The following is a 16,315-nucleotide window of genomic DNA, read 5'->3' as shown; positions in this document are numbered from 1 at the left end:
GACGTGGACAGCGGATGGGGCGACGGGACCAGGTCGGTACGCGCGGGGGAGGGGCCCGCGGTGCCGGGCGAGCCGATGCGGCCCTCGCCGGTGTTCGCCGCCCCCTTCCACCTCGGTGACCAGCCCCCGCGTGCGGGCGGGGCCGACGCCTACGCGCGGACCGAGCACCCGACGCTCCGGCACTTCGAGTCCGCCGTCGGGGAGCTCGACGGCGGGCGCTGCCTGTCCTTCGCCACCGGGATGGCGGCGCTGACCGCCGCCGTGCTGGCCCCCACCCGCAGCGGTGACCGCGTCGTGCTGCCGTCGGACGGGTACTACACGACCCGCCTGCTGGCCGCCGAGGAGCTCGCCCGCTTCGGCATCGAGGTGCAGTACGTGCCCACGCCGGAGATCGGCCGCGTCGCCGCCGACGGGGGGCTCGCGGGCGCCCGGATGGTGCTGCTGGAGACGCCGAGCAACCCGCAGCTGGACGTCTGCGACATCGCCGCCGTGGCCGCGGCCGCCCACGCCGCGGGCGCGCTGGTCGCCGTCGACAACACCACCGCCACCCCGTTGGGTCAGCGTCCCCTGGCGCTGGGGGCCGACCTCACCGTGGGCAGCGACACCAAGGCGCTCACCGGCCACAGCGACGTGCTGCTCGGGCACGTGACCGTGACCGACGAGGAGCTGTACGCGGCCGTGAAGGGCTTCCGCGACCGCACCGGCAGCACGCCGGGGCCGTTCGAGGCCTGGCTCGGGCACCGGTCGATGAGCACCCTGGACCTCCGGCTGGCCCGTCAGGCGGCGAACGCAGCGGCGGTCGCCGAGCTGCTGGCGGGGCACCCGGCCGTCACGAACCTGCGCTGGCCGTGGCGCGAGGGTGACCCGTCGTTCGCGCTGGCCGCGCGCCAGATGCTGCGCCCGAACGGCGTGGTGTCCGCGGAGCTGGCCGACGAGACCGCGGTCGCCCGGCTGCTGGCGGAGAGCCGGCTGTGGGCCGCGGCGACGAGCTTCGGCGGCGTCCACAGCACGATCGACCGGCGCGCGCAGTGGGGCGGGGACGCGGTGCCCGCGGGCTTCGTGCGGCTGTCCTGCGGGATCGAGGACCCCGCCGACCTGGTCGCCGACCTATCCCACGCGCTCGACGCCCTCGGCTGACGACGACCGGCGGCGGTTGCCCGCGACGGTGAGCCAGATGCTGACGCCGAAGTAGTAGGCGAGGTAGGCCATGCTCAGCGCGACCACCAGCGGGTGCGGGTCGGGGTACTGGACGACCAGCACCGCGGAGGCGACCAGCCAGACCGTCGCCAGCCCCAGGTTCAGCCCCCGGAGCAGCTTGGTGCGGGACGGGTAGACGTACTTGACCGGCACGAAGACCAGCACCGTCAGGACCGCGAGCGCGATGCCGACACCGGTGGTGCCGACGTCCAGGATGATCGCGTAGAACGCGACCACGTTCCAGTAGCTGGGGAAGCCGAGGAAGTAGTGGTCCTCGGTCTTCGCGTCGGTCCGGCAGAACTGGTAGCAGGAGGCGAGCAGCGGTAGCGCGGCCAGGACCCAGCCGAGGGCGCCGCCGGGCAGCCGGTCGGTCGTCCAGAGCAGCACGACGGGTGCGAAGACGTACGTCAGGTAGTCGACGATGTCGTCCATCCGGGCGCCGTCGAACCAGGGGATCGTCTGCTTGACCCGGGTGCGCCGGGCCAGCATCCCGTCCGTGCCGTCGATGAACAGCGTCGCGAGGATCAGCCACAGGGCGGTCTCCACGGCGCCGTCGAAGGCGGCCAGGACGATGAGCAGCCCGAGCACCGAGCCGCTGGCGGTGTACAGGTGCACCGCCGCGCCGGCCAGGCGCAGGCGCCGGGAGTGCCCGGTCCCGTCGCTGGTGCGCACCGCCCCGGGTGCGGTCTGGTGGGCTGGGTCGTCGTGCACGGCGACGAGGCTGCCACACCACGCTCGACCCGGCGGGCCGAGCCGTGCACCGACGACGCGGCGGGGCCCGGAACGCGGCCTCGGTTAGGGTCGCGGCAATGAGCGGACAGCAGGGCAAGGTGCGGGTGGCCGTCGTCTTCGGGGGGCGCAGCGAGGAGCACGCCATCTCCTGCATCTCCGCCGGCAGCGTGATGGCCGCGCTCGACCCGGACCGCTACGAGGTCGTCCCCGTCGGCATCGCCAAGGACGGGCGCTGGGTGATCCCCGACGCCGGCCAGCAGCTCGCCCTCACCGACGGCGCGCTGCCCGAGGTCACCGGCGGCACGGCGGTCTCGCTGGTCGGTGACCCGGAGGCGCGCGGGCTGGCAGTCCTGGAGCCCGGTGCGGCGGTCGGCCGGGCGCTCACCGAGGTCGACGTCGTCTTCCCGGTCCTGCACGGCGCCTTCGGCGAGGACGGCACGGTCCAGGGGCTGCTGGAGATGACCGGGCTGCCCTACGTGGGCTCGGGGGTGTTCGCCAGCGCCGCCTCCATGGACAAGGAGTTCACCAAGAAGCTCCTGGCCGCGGCCGGCCTGCCGCAGGGCGAACACGTCGTCCTGCGCGACGAGCACGGCGCGGTCTGCGCCGACCCGGCGGTGCTCGACGAGGCCGGGCGGGAGCGCCTCGGCCTGCCGGTCTTCGTAAAGCCGGCCCGTGCCGGGTCCAGCATCGGCATCAGCAAGGTCACCGACTGGGCACAGTTCCCGGCGGCCGTCGCGGCGGCCGCCGCGGTGGACCCGAAGGTGATCGTGGAGGCGGCCGTCCCCGGTCGGGAGATCGAGTGCGGCGTCCTCGCCGCCCGCGGATCGGGGCTGCCCGAGGCGAGCCTGCCCGCCGAGATCCGGCTGCGGCCGGGCGTCGACTGGTACGACTTCGCGGCCAAGTACCTCGACGACGCCGCGGAGTTCGACATCCCGGCCGACCTCACCCCGGAGCAGCTCGCCGCGGTACAGGCCGCCGCGCGCCGCGCCTACCTCGCCCTGGACTGCCGCGGGCTGGCCCGGGTCGACTTCTTCCTCGGCACCGGCCCCGACGGCGCGGACCGCCTGGTGATCAACGAGGTCAACACGATGCCGGGGTTCACCCCGATCTCGATGTTCGCCCGCATGTGGGCGGCCACCGGCGTGGACTTCGCCGACCTGGTGGACCGCCTGGTGAGCGGGGCGCTCGCCGGCGGTGCGCGGCCGGGCCGGTGACCGCGGGGCGGCCGGCTCCGCGGAACGCGGCCGCCACCCGGTCCGGGGTCGTCCCCGTGGTCGTGGTCGCCGCCGCGCTGCTGAGCGGGTGCGGGCGCACGGTCGACGGCGTCGCCACCGCCGCGCCGCCGTCGGACCGGCCGTCCTCCCCGGCGGAGCTCGAGGAGCTCATCGTCCGGGAGGTGCCCTCGGGGCTGCCGCGCCTGCGCGACGAGGAGCTGGAGCCACCGGCCGGACCCAAGCGGCTGGAGGACGTCGCCGGTTACGCGCCCGACCCGGAGCGCGAGCTCGCGGTGCTGGAGAGCTACGGCTACCGGTACGGGTGGGAGCGCTTCTGGGGCCGGGAGTCCGGCCCGATGACCGGCGTGTTCGTCGACCAGTTCGAGCAGCGGGCCGGTGCCCGGGCCTACGCCGAGAACCTGGCGCGCAACGACGCCGAGCTGTACGGGGGCGTCCTCAGCGTCGACCCACCCGAGCTGCCCGCCAACTGCCGGCTGCTCACCGTGGACGCGCCCGTGCCGGCGGCGGGGTTGGTCGACCCGGCGGCCTTCGCGTGGTGCTGGCACGGCGTCTTCAGCGTGTCGGTGACCGCCGTGGCCGGATCGGTCCCCGATGCGGTGCGGGAGGTCGGCGCCGTGCTGGAGGCGCAGCTGGACCTGCTGCCGCCCGGGTGAGCGCTCCTGCGGGCTCAGGGGCCGGGTGTCGGCTCCCGGTAGGGGAGCGCCTCGGCCAGCGGCACGGTCAGCGCCGTGACCGGTGCGCTGTCGACGCCGGCGGGCAGCCGCATCTTGACGTAGACGGGGCGGTCCACCGCCGTCCAGACCGTGGCGTCGGGGTCGCTGGTGTCGACGTGCCACTGGACACCGTTGATCTGGATGGCCGACGCGCCGACGGTCCACCCCTCCGGCCGCTGGACGCCGCAGGTGAGCACCGCAGCCGGTTCGCCCCAGGCGTAGACGAAGGGGCTCTCGGACCGCACCCGGCGCGACGGCTCCCCGGCCAGCTCCAGCGGGAGGTTCTCCATCAGCGCGGGGCAGTACTCCTCGGCCTCGGGCGTGATCTCCGGCGTGTCCACCTCGAGCACCGGGAGGTCCTCGGGGCGGACGGGGGCGGCGCCCTCGATCTCGGCCGGGCCCTCCGGTGCGGAGGCGGTCTCCTCGCCGCGCACGTTGACCAGCACGACGAGCGCGATCACCACCGGGAGCGTGATCGCCGTGATCAGGATGGCGGCCCGGCGCAGCGGGTCCACGGGGCGAGCGCTCAGATGTTGACGACCGGGCAGGTCAGCGTCCGGGTGATCCCGTCGACCGACTGCACCCGGGCGACCACCAGCCGACCGAGCTCGTCGACGGTGTCCGCCTCGGCGCGCACGATGACGTCGTACGGGCCGGTGACGTCCTCGGCCTTCGTGACGCCGCTGATCCCGCTGATCGTCGAGGCGACCTGGGCGGCCTTGCCGACTTCGGTCTGGATGAGGATGTAGGCGTGGACCACGGGAGATCCTTCCTCCGGCAACAGTGCCGAGACGTCGTCCCCGCCGGCTGGCGGACTCGTCGGCAACCTACCGCAGTGACTGGAGAGCATCGATGAGCCGACCCCGTCCCCTGGTCCCGCGCGGTGATCCGGCCGACACCGTGCGGGTCGTCGGGGAGTTCGGCGTGATCTCCCGCGTGCTGGCCCGGTCCGGCACCGCCCCGGCGGCCGACGTCGGCCCCGGCGACGACGCCGCGGTGCTGCGGACGCCCGACCAGCGCGTCGTGGTGACCACCGACGTCCTCGTGGAGGGCCGGCACTTCCGGCGGGACTGGTCCTCGGCGGAGGACGTCGGGCACAAGGCGGCCGCGGCCAACCTGGCCGACGTCGCCGCGATGGGCGCCCGGACGACGGCGCTGGTGGTCGGGCTGGCCTGCCCGCCGGACACCCCCACCAGCTGGCTGGAGGGGCTCGCCACCGGCCTGGCGGAGGAGTGCGCGGGCTCGGGGGCCGCCGTCGTCGGCGGGGACACGGTGGCGTCCGCCCCCGACAGCGCCGGCATCGTCGTGTCGGTGACCGCGCTGGGCGACCTCGGGGGACGGGCGCCGGTGCTGCGCTCGGGCGCCCGTCCCGGCGACGTGGTCGCGCTGGCCGGGCGGCTGGGGTGGTCGGCGGCCGGCCTCGCGGTGCTGCGCCGGGGGTTCACCAGCCCGCTGGCCGTCGTGCACGCGCACCGCCGCCCGACCCCGCCGTACGTGTCGGGTCCGGTGGCGGCCGACGCCGGGGCCACCGCGATGTGCGACGTGAGCGACGGGCTGCTGGCCGACGCCGGGCACCTGGCCGAGGCGAGCGGCGTCGTCATGGACCTGGACCGCGGCGCCCTCGCGGAGGCGTGCCTGGAGCCCGTGGGGCCGCTGCAGCAGGTGGGGTCGGCGCTGGGCGTGGACCCGCTGGTGTGGGTGCTCACCGGCGGGGAGGACCACGCGCTGGTGGCCACGTTCCCGCGGAAGGTGGCGCTCCCGCCGGGGTGGACGGCGATCGGCGTCGTGCGCCCGGGCAAGCCACGGCCGGGGGTGCGGGTGGACGGGGTGGCCGCCGCGGACGTGCTGGCGGCCCTGGGAGCGGAGCGGGCGGGGCATGTCCACTTCGGCTGAGCGGGTGCTGCGGGACGGATCGGTGGCCCGGCTGCGGCCGGTGCCCTACGACGACCCCGTGGCGCAGGAGCTGGTCGAGGCCGTCCAGCAGGAGTACGTGCGCCGGTACGGCGGCCGGGACGAGGCCGTCGTCGACCCCGCCGAGTTCCTGCCGCCGGCCGGGCTCTTCCTCGTGGCCGAGGTGGGCGGCGCGGCGGCGGGGTGCGGAGCGTGGCGCGTCTACCCGCCGGGCGGTGTGGAGATCAAGCGGGTCTACGTGGCGCCCGCGTTCCGCCGCCGCGGGCTCGCGCAGGTGCTCATGGCGGAGCTGGAGGCCACCGCCGCGCGGGCCGGCCACCGGTCGGTGGTGCTCAACACGGGCCAGCAGCAGCCGGAGGCGGTCGCGCTGTACCGGGAGCTGGGCTACGACCCCGTCCAGGGGTACGGGGTCTACGCCTGCTCGCCGGAGGCCGTGTTCCTCGGCAAGGACCTGCCGCTCCCCGGGAGCGGGGAGGAGGCGACGTGGGCATCGTGACCATCTCGGCGCCCTACGGCGCCGCGGGAGCGGAGGTCGGGCCTGCCGTGGCCGCGCAGCTGGGCCTGCCGTTCCACGACCGGGCGATCCCCGCCCAGGTGGCCGGACGGCTAGGGGTGCCGGTGGAGGAGGCCGAGGCCAACGACGAGACGGTCGTGCGCGGGCTCTGGCGGTTGGTCGCCTCGCTGGGGACGATGCCCGACCCGGTGGGCGGGGTCGTGCCCGGGGCGCCGCTGCCCGACGCGCGGGCCTACCGGGAGCAGACCGAGCGGGTGCTCGCCGAGATCGCGGCGGGTGGCGGCGGGGTGGTGCTCGGCCGCGCCGCGGCGATGGTGCTGCGGGACCGGACCGACGCGCTGCACGTCCGGCTCGACGGGCCGCGGGACCGGCGGCTGGCCGCGGCGGTCGCGCGGTCGGGGCGGCCCCGCGAGGAGGTGGCGCGCGAGATGGCCGCCAACGACCGGGCGCGGGAGGCGTACGTGCGGCACTTCTACCGCTGCGATCCGGCCGCGGCCGGCCACTACCACCTGGTCGTGGACAGCACCGAGCTCCCGCTTGGCACCGTCGTGGATCTGGTGGCGACCGCGGCGCGGGGACGCGGCATCGGGCGCTGAGGCGCACGCGAGGAGCCCCGGAGGTCGACGACCTCCGGGGCTCCTCGGTGGTGGTTCACGAGCCCCCGCGGGGGCCCGGCGTCAGGCGCGGGCGACCTTGCCGGCGCGGATGCACGAGGTGCACGCGTTGATCCGGCGACGGTTGCCGGGGGCGATCAGCGCCCGCACGGACTGGATGTTCGGGTTCCAACGGCGCGGCGTGCGGCGGTGCGAGTGCGACACCGACATACCGAAACCGGGGCCCTTGCCACACACATCGCACACGGCAGCCACGGTGGATCACTCCCAGAAAGAATCGTTCACAGACGGCGGGGCAAGGCAGCACCCGCATCAAGACCGTCCAGCAGTCTAACCGCTTCCCGGGCGCCATGTCGCGGCCCCCTCCGGAGCCGCCTGCCACCGGGGCTGCCGCACCTCGCGGTGCCCGGCGCTGTCGGACCGGGTGGGTAACCTCCTCGCGTGCTGCCGGCGCTGGACGACGCCGCGGTCGGTCAGTGGTGCCGGGCCGCGGTCGAGGCGCTGTCCGACTCCCGGGGGCGGCTCGACGACCTCAACGTCTTCCCCGTGCCCGACGGGGACACCGGCACGAACCTCCTGCACACCGCCGAGGGTGCCCGCGCGGCGCTGGACGCGGCGGCCCCGGGGGAGTCCAGCTGGGCGGTCGTGGCCCGTGGCGCGGTCCTGTCCGCCCGCGGCAACTCCGGCACCATCCTCGCCCAGCTGCTGCGCGGGCTGGCCGACCAGCTCGCCGGCGAGCCACCGGCCGACGCTCCGGCCTTCGCCGCCGCGCTGCACAAGGCCGCCGAGAGCGCCTATACCGCCGTCGCCGACCCTGAGGAGGGCACCTTCCTCACCGTCGCCCGGGCCGCCGGGGAGGCGGCCGTGGCGGCCGTCGACGAGGGGCGCGCGGCGCTGGCCGACGTCGTCGTGGCCGCGGCCGACGGTGCCCGGCGCGCCCTGGAGGGCACCCCCGGCCAGCTCGCCGCGCTGCGCGAGGCCGGGGTCGTCGACGCCGGGGGAGCCGGGCTGTCGATCGTCCTGGACGCCCTCGTGCGCACCGTCACCGGCGTGCAGCCGGTCCGCCCGGCGCTGGCCCGCCGCGACGGGCGCCGGCCCCACCAGCACGGCGTCGAGCACGCCCCGCACCAGCCGCCGCCCGGCCCGGGCAGCGAGGTGCAGTACCTCCTCGCCGACGCCGACGAGACGGCGGTCGCCCGGCTGCACGAGCGCCTCGCCGAGCTCGGCGACAGCCTCGTCGTCGTCGGCGTGGACACGCCGACCGGCCGCGAGTGGAACGTCCACGTGCACGTCTCCGACGTCGGTGCCGCCATCGAGGCGGGCATCGAGGCCGGCCGGCCGCACCGCATCACGGTCACCCCGCTGGCGCCGGTGCCCCCGGCCGCGCCGGTGCCCGGCCTGCGCGCGGCCGTCGCGGCGGTGCACAGCGACGGCCTGGCCGAGCTCTTCCGCGCCGAGGGCGTCCGCGTCGTCGTCTGCGACGCCGGTGGGGTCACCGAGGACGACCTGTACGAGGAGATCGTCGCCGCCGCCGCCCAGGAGGTGGTGGTGCTCCCGAACGACGCCGGCCTGCACGCGCTCGCCGCCCGGGCGGCCACCCGGGCGCGGGAGGCCGGGCGGGAGGTCGGCGTGGTGCCCACGCGCTCCCCGGTGCAGGGCCTGGCCGCGGTGGCGGTCGCCGATCCGCAGCAGCGGTTCGGTGACGACGTCATCACCATGGCCGAGGCCGCGGCGGCCACCCGCTGGGCCGAGCTCACCGTCGCCGACCAGGAGGCGCTCACCTCCGCCGGCCGCTGCCGGCCGGGGGACGTGCTCGGCTCCGCCGAGGGGGACGTCGTCGTGATCGGCGCGGAGCTCGCCGCCGTCGCCTGCGACCTGCTCGACCGGCTGCTCTCGGCGGGCGGCGAGATGGCCACCCTGGTCGTCGGCCCCGACGAGGCGCTCGGCGACGCGGTCTGCCACCACCTCGCGAGGGTGCACCCCACCGTCGAGGTGGTCCGCTACGGCGGGGGCCCGAGCTCGATCCCGCTGCAGATCGGGGTCGAGTGACGTGGCGGTGACCCTGGAGACCCCGCTGGCGCGGGTGCTGGGCCCCAAGACCGCCACCGGCATGGCCGAGCAGCTGGGCCTGCACACGGTCCGCCACCTGCTGCGGCACTACCCCCGCCGCTACGCGCGGCGCGGGGAGATGGCCCGGCTGGACGACCTGCAGCCGGGCGACCGGGTGACGGTGCTCGCCCAGGTGAAGACCGTGAGCACCCGGCCCATGCGGCAGCGCCGCGGCACGATCACCGACGTCACCGTCGGTGACGGCGCCAGCACCATGAAGCTGGTCTTCTTCAGCCACAAGCACGCCCGCCTGGCGCCCGGCGTCTGGGGCATGTTCGCCGGCACGGTCGGCAGCTACCAGGGCAAGCTGCAGTTCACGCACCCCGACATGCACCTGCTCAGCGGCGACGATGACGACGACGACTGGGCGCGCGAGCTCGTGCCGATCTACCCGGCGAGCAAGGACGTCTCCAGCTGGGTCATCCAGAAGTCGGTGAAGTTGCTGCTCGGCGGCGCGGCCAACCTCGCCGACCTGGTCACCGACCCGCTCCCCGAGGAGATCCGCACCCGGCACGGGTTGCTGTCCCTGCCCGCGGCCCTGCTCGACATCCACCGCCCCACCACCAGCCGGGACGTCGAGCGCGCCGAGCGCCGGCTGAAGTGGGACGAGGCGCTCACCCTCCAGCTCACGCTGGCCGCCCGCCGCCGGGCCGCCGCCCTGGAGCCGGGCACCGCGCGGCCCCGCCGGCCCGGCGGCCTGCTCGACGCCGTCGACGCGGCGCTCCCGTTCGCGCTGACCGAGGGGCAGCGGGAGGTGGGGGAGGAGCTGGCTGCCGAGCTGGACCGCGACCAGCCCATGCACCGGCTGCTGCAGGGGGAGGTCGGGTCGGGCAAGACCGTGGTCGCCCTCCGGGCCATGGCCCAGGTCGTCGACGCCGGCGGCCAGGCCGCGCTGCTCGCACCGACGGAGGTGCTCGCCGCCCAGCACGCCCGCGGCATCCGCGCCCTGCTCGGGCCGCTGGGCCGCGCCGGTGAGCTCGACGGCGACCCCGCCGGCACCCGCGTCACCCTGCTCACCGGCTCGCTCAAGGCCGCCGCCCGCCGCGAGGCCCGCGCCGAGGTCGCCGAAGGGCGGGCCGGCATCGTCGTCGGCACCCACGCCCTGCTGCAGGAGGGCGTCGAGTTCGCCGACCTCGGGCTGGTCGTCGTCGACGAGCAGCACCGCTTCGGCGTGGAGCAGCGCGACGCCCTCCGGGCCAAGGGGAGCCGGCCCCCGCACGTGCTCGTCATGACCGCCACGCCGATCCCGCGGACCGTGGCGATGACCGTCTACGGGGACCTGGAGACCTCCACCCTCCGGCAGCTGCCCAGCGGTCGCGGGGGCGTCGCCAGCTCCGTCGTCCCGGTCGTGGAGAAGCCCGGCTGGCTCGACCGGGCGTGGGAGCGGCTCCGCGAGGAGGTCACCGCGGGCCGGCAGGCCTACGTGGTGTGCCCCCGTATCGGGGATGTCGCCGGCGCGGACGAGGAGCCCGAGGACGCCGACGGCGCACCGCCCGACGAGGACGGCCGCAGCGACCGCCGGCCCCCGCTGGCCGTCCTCGACGTCGCCGACGCCCTGCGCGCCGGCCCGCTGGCCGGGCTGCGCCTCGCCGTCCTGCACGGGCGGATGACCCCCGAGGAGAAGGACGGCGTCATGCGCGACTTCGCCGCGGGGGAGATCGACGTGCTCGTGGCCACCACCGTCGTCGAGGTCGGCGTTGACGTGCCGAACGCCACCGTCATGGTGGTGATGGACGCCGACCGGTTCGGCGTCAGCCAGCTGCACCAGCTGCGCGGCCGGGTGGCCCGGGGACAGCACGCCGGGTTGTGCCTGCTGGTGACCGAGGCGCCGTCGGCGTCGCCGACCGGGCAGCGGCTGGCGGCGGTCGCGTCGACCTCCGACGGCTTCGAGCTGGCCCGGCTGGACCTCGAGACCCGGCGGGAGGGCGACGTCCTCGGCGCCGCCCAGTCCGGCCGCCGGTCGGGCATCAAGCTGCTCTCGCTCCTGGAGGACGAGGAGCTCATCGCCGAGGCGCGGGCCGAGGCGACCGCCCTGCTGTCCACGGAGCGGGGGCTGGCCGACCACCCCGGTCTCGCCGCCGAGGTCGCGGCGCTGGCCAGCGACGAGCGCGCCGAGTGGCTGGAGAAGGCGTGAGGCGGGAGTGACGAGGCTGATCGCCGGGCTCGCCGGGGGCCGGCGCCTCCAGGTGCCGCCGGCGGGGGTCCGCCCGACCGGGGACAAGGCCCGCGGCGCCCTGTTCAACTCCCTCGGCACGCTGGTCGACCTCGACGGGGCCGCGGTGCTGGACCTGTACGCCGGCTCCGGCGCGCTGGGCCTGGAGGCGCTCTCCCGCGGCGCGGCCGCCGTGGTGTTCGTCGAGTCGGGCCCGAAGGTGCTCCCCGTGCTGCGGGCCAACCTCGCCGCCGTCGGCCTGCCCGGCGGGCGGGTGGTGGCGGGCTCGGTCCCCGCCGTCGTCACCGGCCCGGCCCCGCAGGCCTTCGACGTCGTGCTCGCCGACCCGCCCTACGCCACGCCGGCCGAGGAGGTCCGCGAGGTGCTCAGCGCCCTGGTCGCCGGGGAGTGGCTGGCCCCCGGAGGCGTGGTCGTGGTCGAGCGGTCCAGCCGGGAACGGGAGTGGGAGTGGCCGACACCCCTGGAAGGTCTGCGCGAGCGACGCTACGGCGAGGCCGTGCTCCGGTACGGTCGGCGTCCGTGAGGCGTGCCGTCTGCCCAGGTTCCTTCGACCCGGTCACCAACGGGCACGTCGACGTCATCAACCGGGCCGCCGGGCTCTACGACGAACTGGTCGTGGCCGTGCTGGTCAACCCCGGCAAGGCGGGGCTGTTCTCGGTCGAGGAGCGCATGGAGCTGCTCCGGGAGGCCGTCGCCGACCTGCCCAACGTGCGGGTGGACAGCTTCCAGGGCCTGCTGGTCGACTACTGCCGCAGCCACGACATCCCGGTCATCGTCAAGGGTCTGCGCGCGGTGAGCGACTTCGAGTACGAGTTGCAGATGGCGCAGATGAACCGGGAGCTCGCTGCCGTCGAGACGCTGTTCGTGCCGACGGCCCCGCAGGTCGGTCACCTCTCCTCCAGCCTGGTCAAGCAGATCGCGACCTTCGGCGGCGACGTCTCCCGGCTGGTGCCCAAGGCCGTCGACGACCGGCTGCGCGAGCGGGCCCGGGAGGGGCGCTCGTGACCCGGCCCGGGCGCGGCCACACCACCGAGGTCGTCTACCGCCTCTACGAGACCGTGGACGAGCTGACCACGGTCATCGAGAACGCCCGCAGCGTGCCCATGTCGAGCTCCTGCATGGTGCCGCGCGACCACGTGCTCGACCTGCTCGACGACCTGCGTGAGTCGCTCCCCGAGGACGTGCAGGCCGCCGGTGCGATCGTCGAGCAGCGCACCGAGATCCTGCAGCAGGCGCAGGCCGAGGCCGAGCGGCTCACCGGCCGGACCCGCGCGGACAGCGAGCAGCTCCTCGCCCAGGCCAAGCGGCAGCGCGACGAGATCGTCGGTACGGCCCGGCGGCAGCGCGACGAGCTGCTGGCCCAGGCCCAGACCGAGGCCGAGCAGATCCTGCTGGAGGCCGAGGCGGAGGCCGAGGCGCTGGTCGCCGAGGGCCAGCAGCACCGGGCCGCCCTCATCGCCGAGGCGCACGCCGAGCACGAGCGGCTCATCACCGAGACCGAGGTCTACCGTTCCGCGGTCACCCGCGCCGACGAGCTCGGCGAGCAGTCGCACGCCGAGGCCGCGCGGATGCGGGCGGAGGTCGACGAGTACGTCGACAGCAGGCTGGCCGAGTTCGGGGTGACGCTGGAGCGGATGCTGCGCTCGGTGGACAAGGCCCGCAGCACCCTCCGGGAGTAGGTGAAGGACCACCGTCCTCCCCACCCCTCGCACGCTCGGGGCGGGTCCCTGGACGGCGGCCGTTCCGGTCCCTGGCCCCGGTCGGTGGCGGGGATCGGGTAGTCTCGATCCCTGGTCCGGCCGTCGGCTTCACGCCCGGCCGCCCACCCCCTCCCGCTCCCGACCGCGAGTACCGACATGCCTGCTGCTTCGCCGAACCGCTCCGGCGCCGTGCCTCACGAGGACCGGCGTCCCGCCGCCAACCCCTGGAAGGTCGACCTCCGGGAGCTGGGCCGGCGGGCGGGGTCGATGCAGGAGCTGGATCGGACCGCGCCGGCCCCCGGTGACTGGCGGGTCGAGCTGCTCGGCGTGCCCGAGGCCGCCGACGTCCACCTGCACCTGCGGCTGGAGTCGGTCATGGAGGGCGTGCTGGTCACCGGCGAGTTCTCGGTCCCGGTCGCGGGCTCCTGCGCGCGCTGTCTGGAGCCGATCGAGGACGTCCTCCGCCTCGACGTCCAGGAGCTGTACGCCTACGCGGGCAGCACCACGGAGGCGACGAGCGAGGAGGACGAGGTGCGCCGGATCGAGGGCGACTTCCTCGACCTGGAGCCGCTCGCCCGCGACGTCGTCGTCCTGAGCCTCCCGCTGGCCCCGGTCTGCACCGAGGACTGCTCCGGCTTGTGCGTCGACTGCGGCCAGCGCCTGGACGATCTCCCCGCCGATCACGCCCACGAGGTCGTCGACGCCCGCTGGGCGGGCCTCGCGGCGAAGTTCGGCACCACTGCTTCCTCGCCGGGCACCCCCGGCGAATCCACCACCCCAGAGGAGAACTGATCGTGGCCGTTCCGAAGCGGAAGATGTCGCGTGCCAACACCCGCATGCGCCGGTCGCAGTGGAAGGCCAGCGCGCCGACCCTGTCGCCGTGCCCGAATCGCGCCTGCGGCGAGCTCAAGCCCCCGCACCAGGCCTGCCCGACCTGTGGGCAGTACGACGGCCGCCAGGTCCTGTCGGTCTGATCTCGCACACCCGCACCGCCATGGGGACGACGGCCGCCGCTCGGCATCCTGACGGGGATGCCGTCGACGGTCGCGTCCCCGCGGCGCCTCCGGGCGGTGCGGAGCACGCCGAGCGCGCCGCCACCTGGCTGTTCGACGCGCTCGGCGTCGCGCTGCCGGGTGGCCTCCTGCCGCTCGCGCTGACCCACCGGTCGTTCGCCTACGAGAACGGTGGCCTGCCGACCAACGAGCGCCTTGAGTTCCTGGGCGACTCGGTGCTCGGGCTCGTCGTCACCGATGAGCTGTACCGCAGCCAGCCAGACCTCCCCGAAGGGCAGCTGGCCAAGCTGCGTGCCTCGGTGGTCAACATGACGTCGCTGGCCCGGGTCGCCCGGCGCCTGGGCGACGGCGGGCTCGGCCCGCACCTGCTGCTCGGCCGGGGTGAGGAGACCACCGGCGGCCGCGAGAAGGACTCGATCCTCGCCGACGCGATGGAGGCCCTCATCGGCGCGGTGCACCTGGGCTGCGGGCTGGACACCGCCTCCGCCGTCGTGCACCGGCTGTTCGACCCGTTGCTGGTCGAGGCGGCCACCCGCGGCGCCGGCCTCGACTGGAAGACCAGCCTGCAGGAGCTCGGGGCGGCGCAGGGGCTCGGGGCGCCCGTCTACAAGGTGGACGACGACGGTCCCGACCACGCCAAGACGTTCCGGGCCGAGGTGCTGCTCGCCGGCATCGTGCGGGGGACCGGCGCGGGCCGCACCAAGAAGGCCGCCGAGCAGGAGGCCGCCGAGGCCGCCTGGCGCTCGCTCTCGGAGGAGTAGCCCCGTGCCCGAGCTGCCCGAGGTGGAGGTCGTGCGCCGGGGGCTGGAGCAGTGGGTGGCCGGGCGCACCGTGGCCACCGTCGAGGTGCACCACCCGCGGGCCGTCCGCCGTCACCTGGAGGGCGCCGACCACTTCGTGGCGGCGATCGCCGGGCGCACCCTCACCGCCGCCCACCGCCGGGGGAAGTACCTGTGGCTGCCGCTGGCCGAGGCCGACGGGACGCCGACCGGGCAGGCGCTCGTCGGGCATCTCGGCATGAGCGGCCAGCTGCTCGTCGAGAAGCCGTCTGCCCCCGACGAGACCCACCTGCGGGCCCGTTTCACCTTCACCGACCGGGGGCGCGAGCTGCGCTTCGTCGACCAGCGCACCTTCGGGGGGCTGGCGGTGGAGGACGTGCCCGAGCAGGGCGGGGTGCCGTCGCGGCTGGCGCACATCGCGATCGACCCGCTCGACCCCTCCTTCGACGTCGACGCGTTCACCGCCGCGCTGCGCCGGCGCCGCACGGAGGTCAAGCGCGCCCTGCTCGACCAGACGCTCATCGGCGGGGTGGGCAACATCTACGCCGACGAGGCGCTGTGGCGGGCCCGCCTGCACGGCGCCCGGCCCACCGACCGGCTCACCCGGGCGCAGGTCGCCGACCTCCTCGACGGGGTGCGGGACGTGCTCGGGGAGGCCCTCGCCCAGGGCGGCACCTCGTTCGACTCCCTGTACGTCGACGTCAACGGGCAGAGCGGCTACTTCTCCCGGTTCCTGGCCGTCTACGGGCAGGAGGACCGGCCGTGCCCCCGCTGCGGCACCTCGATCCGCCGGGAGTCCTTCATGAACCGCTCGAGCTACAGCTGCCCCACCTGCCAGCCCCGACCGAGAGCGCGGCGAGCATGACCGTCCGGGTCGAGGTGCTGGTCTCCGGCCACGTCCAGGGCGTCGGCTACCGCGCCTTCGTGCGGGGCCTGGCGCGCGACGCAGGCCTCGCCGGGGTCGCCCGCAACCGAGCCGATCGCCGGGTCGAGGTCATCGCCGAGGGGCCGGAGCAGGCCGTGCGCGACCTGGTCGCTGCCCTCGACGGCCCGGACGCCCCGGGACGGGTGACCGACGTCGACGTCCGCTTCGCGACGCCGGAAGGGCTGTCGGGCTTCACCACGGCGTGACGAAGTCGACATCACCCCGATACGGGGACCCCGCCCCGTCGCCGTTGACCAGCGCCGATGGTGGTGTCACCCTGGGAACATCCAGCCCGCGCCGACCGTCTACCGGGGCGCCGGTCACTCCCTCTCGCTCTCGAAAGGCCGTCACAGCCATGGCCAAGGCCCTGTTCGGTTCGGTCGTCACCCCTGCGGAGCTCCGGGTGGTCGAGGAGAACGCAGCCCTGCGGGCCCGGGTGCAGCGGCTGGAGCAGGAGCTCGCCGAGCTGCGCGCCCAGCGGGACGCCGCCATCGCGCACGAGCTGCTCTCGATGACCGGCGACACCGCCGAGCCCGCGCTCGCCTGACAGCTACCGCAGGAAGGCCTGCCCGCGGCTCTTGAGCGGTCGCCCGGGGCACCGGCGGGGCTGCCCCTGCTCGCGCGGCGAAGGGGACGAAGACTGGGGTGCGGTGCGGAGCCACTGGTCACCCCGCGCAGTCCGGTCCCCGGATCGCCCGGC

General features: G+C 75.5%; 21 protein-coding genes. 17 read left to right on the top strand and 4 right to left on the bottom strand.

Annotated features, from left to right (window positions below):
* Window positions 1–3 precede the first annotated feature (3 nt).
* A complete protein-coding gene (locus ACI8AG_RS10320) occupies window positions 4–1,137 on the top strand; it encodes a cystathionine gamma-lyase (RefSeq protein ID WP_456596959.1) in 1,134 nt (377 codons plus the stop codon).
* Here the strand turns inward: ACI8AG_RS10320 and ACI8AG_RS10315 are convergent.
* Window positions 1,108–1,908 (bottom strand): CDP-alcohol phosphatidyltransferase family protein, encoded by an 801-nt coding sequence (locus ACI8AG_RS10315; protein WP_456596958.1) that lies wholly within the window; start codon window positions 1,906–1,908, stop codon window positions 1,108–1,110. The genes ACI8AG_RS10320 and ACI8AG_RS10315 overlap by 30 nt on opposite strands.
* A gap of 98 nt (window positions 1,909–2,006) precedes the next feature.
* Between ACI8AG_RS10315 and ACI8AG_RS10310 the strand changes: the two genes are divergently transcribed.
* Together ACI8AG_RS10310 and ACI8AG_RS10305 are read left to right on the top strand one after the other, a co-directional pair.
* Complete coding sequence (locus ACI8AG_RS10310; protein ID WP_456596957.1) at window positions 2,007–3,143, top strand: D-alanine--D-alanine ligase family protein; 1,137 nt, start codon at window positions 2,007–2,009, stop codon at window positions 3,141–3,143.
* Window positions 3,144–3,199: 56 nt separating this feature from the next.
* On the top strand, window positions 3,200–3,817 hold the full coding sequence (locus ACI8AG_RS10305; protein WP_456596956.1) for a hypothetical protein: 618 nt from the start codon (window positions 3,200–3,202) through the stop codon (window positions 3,815–3,817).
* A gap of 14 nt (window positions 3,818–3,831) precedes the next feature.
* On the opposite strand, the gene ACI8AG_RS10300 is transcribed toward ACI8AG_RS10305, so the two are convergent.
* Both ACI8AG_RS10300 and ACI8AG_RS10295 read right to left on the bottom strand, forming a co-directional pair.
* Window positions 3,832–4,392 (bottom strand): DUF3515 domain-containing protein, encoded by a 561-nt coding sequence (locus tag ACI8AG_RS10300; RefSeq protein WP_456596955.1) that lies wholly within the window; start codon window positions 4,390–4,392, stop codon window positions 3,832–3,834.
* Between the two features lie 11 nt (window positions 4,393–4,403).
* Window positions 4,404–4,637, bottom strand: a complete 234-nt coding sequence (locus tag ACI8AG_RS10295) for an Lrp/AsnC ligand binding domain-containing protein (protein ID WP_456596954.1) — start codon at window positions 4,635–4,637, stop codon at window positions 4,404–4,406.
* A 92-nt stretch (window positions 4,638–4,729) separates the two neighbouring features.
* Here ACI8AG_RS10295 and ACI8AG_RS10290 point away from each other — a divergent pair, with 92 nt between their 5' ends.
* The 3 genes from ACI8AG_RS10290 to ACI8AG_RS10280 are packed head-to-tail and all read left to right on the top strand — an operon-like array spanning window position 4,730 to window position 6,898.
* Window positions 4,730–5,770, top strand: a complete 1,041-nt coding sequence (locus ACI8AG_RS10290; RefSeq protein WP_456588828.1) for a thiamine-phosphate kinase — start codon at window positions 4,730–4,732, stop codon at window positions 5,768–5,770.
* Complete coding sequence (locus ACI8AG_RS10285) at window positions 5,754–6,284, top strand: GNAT family N-acetyltransferase (RefSeq protein WP_456596953.1); 531 nt, start codon at window positions 5,754–5,756, stop codon at window positions 6,282–6,284. Before ACI8AG_RS10290 ends, ACI8AG_RS10285 begins: the two co-directional genes overlap by 17 nt.
* Complete coding sequence (locus ACI8AG_RS10280) at window positions 6,272–6,898, top strand: cytidylate kinase-like family protein (protein ID WP_456596952.1); 627 nt, start codon at window positions 6,272–6,274, stop codon at window positions 6,896–6,898. Before ACI8AG_RS10285 ends, ACI8AG_RS10280 begins: the two co-directional genes overlap by 13 nt.
* A gap of 81 nt (window positions 6,899–6,979) precedes the next feature.
* On the opposite strand, the gene rpmB is transcribed toward ACI8AG_RS10280, so the two are convergent.
* Window positions 6,980–7,162, bottom strand: coding sequence for a 50S ribosomal protein L28 (rpmB, locus tag ACI8AG_RS10275; protein WP_454970731.1), 183 nt, complete (start codon window positions 7,160–7,162; stop codon window positions 6,980–6,982).
* Window positions 7,163–7,357: 195 nt separating this feature from the next.
* On the opposite strand from rpmB, the gene ACI8AG_RS10270 reads away from it, so the two are divergent.
* The 11 genes from ACI8AG_RS10270 (at window position 7,358) to ACI8AG_RS10220 (ending at window position 16,162) form a co-directional block, all read left to right on the top strand.
* Window positions 7,358–8,965 carry a DAK2 domain-containing protein gene (locus ACI8AG_RS10270; RefSeq protein ID WP_456596951.1) on the top strand — a complete coding sequence of 536 codons (1,608 nt, stop codon included), beginning with the start codon at window positions 7,358–7,360 and terminating at the stop codon, window positions 8,963–8,965.
* Window position 8,966: 1 nt separating this feature from the next.
* A complete protein-coding gene (recG, locus tag ACI8AG_RS10265) occupies window positions 8,967–11,159 on the top strand; it encodes an ATP-dependent DNA helicase RecG (protein ID WP_456596950.1) in 2,193 nt (730 codons plus the stop codon).
* 7 nt (window positions 11,160–11,166) lie between these two features.
* A complete protein-coding gene (gene rsmD, locus ACI8AG_RS10260) occupies window positions 11,167–11,721 on the top strand; it encodes a 16S rRNA (guanine(966)-N(2))-methyltransferase RsmD (protein ID WP_456596949.1) in 555 nt (184 codons plus the stop codon).
* A complete protein-coding gene (coaD, locus tag ACI8AG_RS10255) occupies window positions 11,718–12,203 on the top strand; it encodes a pantetheine-phosphate adenylyltransferase (RefSeq protein WP_456596948.1) in 486 nt (161 codons plus the stop codon). The genes rsmD and coaD overlap by 4 nt, the downstream gene beginning before the upstream one ends.
* A complete protein-coding gene (locus tag ACI8AG_RS10250) occupies window positions 12,200–12,877 on the top strand; it encodes a hypothetical protein (RefSeq protein ID WP_456596947.1) in 678 nt (225 codons plus the stop codon). Before coaD ends, ACI8AG_RS10250 begins: the two co-directional genes overlap by 4 nt.
* A 177-nt stretch (window positions 12,878–13,054) precedes the next feature.
* The gene (locus ACI8AG_RS10245) at window positions 13,055–13,690 is read left to right on the top strand and encodes a YceD family protein (RefSeq protein WP_456588820.1); all 636 of its coding nucleotides are present in this window, start codon (window positions 13,055–13,057) and stop codon (window positions 13,688–13,690) included.
* Window positions 13,691–13,692: 2 nt separating this feature from the next.
* Window positions 13,693–13,872 (top strand): 50S ribosomal protein L32, encoded by a 180-nt coding sequence (gene rpmF, locus ACI8AG_RS10240; RefSeq protein WP_456561099.1) that lies wholly within the window; start codon window positions 13,693–13,695, stop codon window positions 13,870–13,872.
* Between the two features lie 20 nt (window positions 13,873–13,892).
* On the top strand, window positions 13,893–14,672 hold the full coding sequence (gene rnc, locus ACI8AG_RS10235) for a ribonuclease III (protein ID WP_456596946.1): 780 nt from the start codon (window positions 13,893–13,895) through the stop codon (window positions 14,670–14,672).
* A gap of 4 nt (window positions 14,673–14,676) precedes the next feature.
* Entirely contained in the window at window positions 14,677–15,555 is an 879-nt protein-coding gene (gene mutM / locus ACI8AG_RS10230) for a bifunctional DNA-formamidopyrimidine glycosylase/DNA-(apurinic or apyrimidinic site) lyase (RefSeq protein ID WP_456596945.1), read from the top strand.
* Window positions 15,552–15,821 carry an acylphosphatase gene (locus tag ACI8AG_RS10225; RefSeq protein ID WP_456596944.1) on the top strand — a complete coding sequence of 90 codons (270 nt, stop codon included), beginning with the start codon at window positions 15,552–15,554 and terminating at the stop codon, window positions 15,819–15,821. Before mutM ends, ACI8AG_RS10225 begins: the two co-directional genes overlap by 4 nt.
* A gap of 149 nt (window positions 15,822–15,970) precedes the next feature.
* The gene (locus ACI8AG_RS10220) at window positions 15,971–16,162 is read left to right on the top strand and encodes a hypothetical protein (RefSeq protein ID WP_456588816.1); all 192 of its coding nucleotides are present in this window, start codon (window positions 15,971–15,973) and stop codon (window positions 16,160–16,162) included.
* Window positions 16,163–16,315 lie beyond the last annotated feature (153 nt).

It is taken from the genome of Blastococcus sp. SYSU DS0552 (genome assembly GCF_054050815.1).
This window is presented reverse-complemented; position numbering and strand designations above follow the sequence as displayed.

Bases quoted from the DNA above. Each gene is read 5' to 3' on its own strand.
- ACI8AG_RS10290 (WP_456588828.1), top strand. From the start codon at position 4,730: ATGAGCCGACCCCGTCCCCTGGTCCCGCGCGGTGATCCGGCCGACACC.
- rnc (WP_456596946.1), top strand. From the start codon at position 13,893: ATGGGGACGACGGCCGCCGCTCGGCATCCTGACGGGGATGCCGTCGAC.
- ACI8AG_RS10245 (WP_456588820.1), top strand. From the start codon at position 13,055: ATGCCTGCTGCTTCGCCGAACCGCTCCGGCGCCGTGCCTCACGAGGAC.
- ACI8AG_RS10310 (WP_456596957.1), top strand. From the start codon at position 2,007: ATGAGCGGACAGCAGGGCAAGGTGCGGGTGGCCGTCGTCTTCGGGGGG.
- ACI8AG_RS10285 (WP_456596953.1), top strand. From the start codon at position 5,754: ATGTCCACTTCGGCTGAGCGGGTGCTGCGGGACGGATCGGTGGCCCGG.
- ACI8AG_RS10220 (WP_456588816.1), top strand. From the start codon at position 15,971: ATGGCCAAGGCCCTGTTCGGTTCGGTCGTCACCCCTGCGGAGCTCCGG.
- ACI8AG_RS10225 (WP_456596944.1), top strand. From the start codon at position 15,552: ATGACCGTCCGGGTCGAGGTGCTGGTCTCCGGCCACGTCCAGGGCGTC.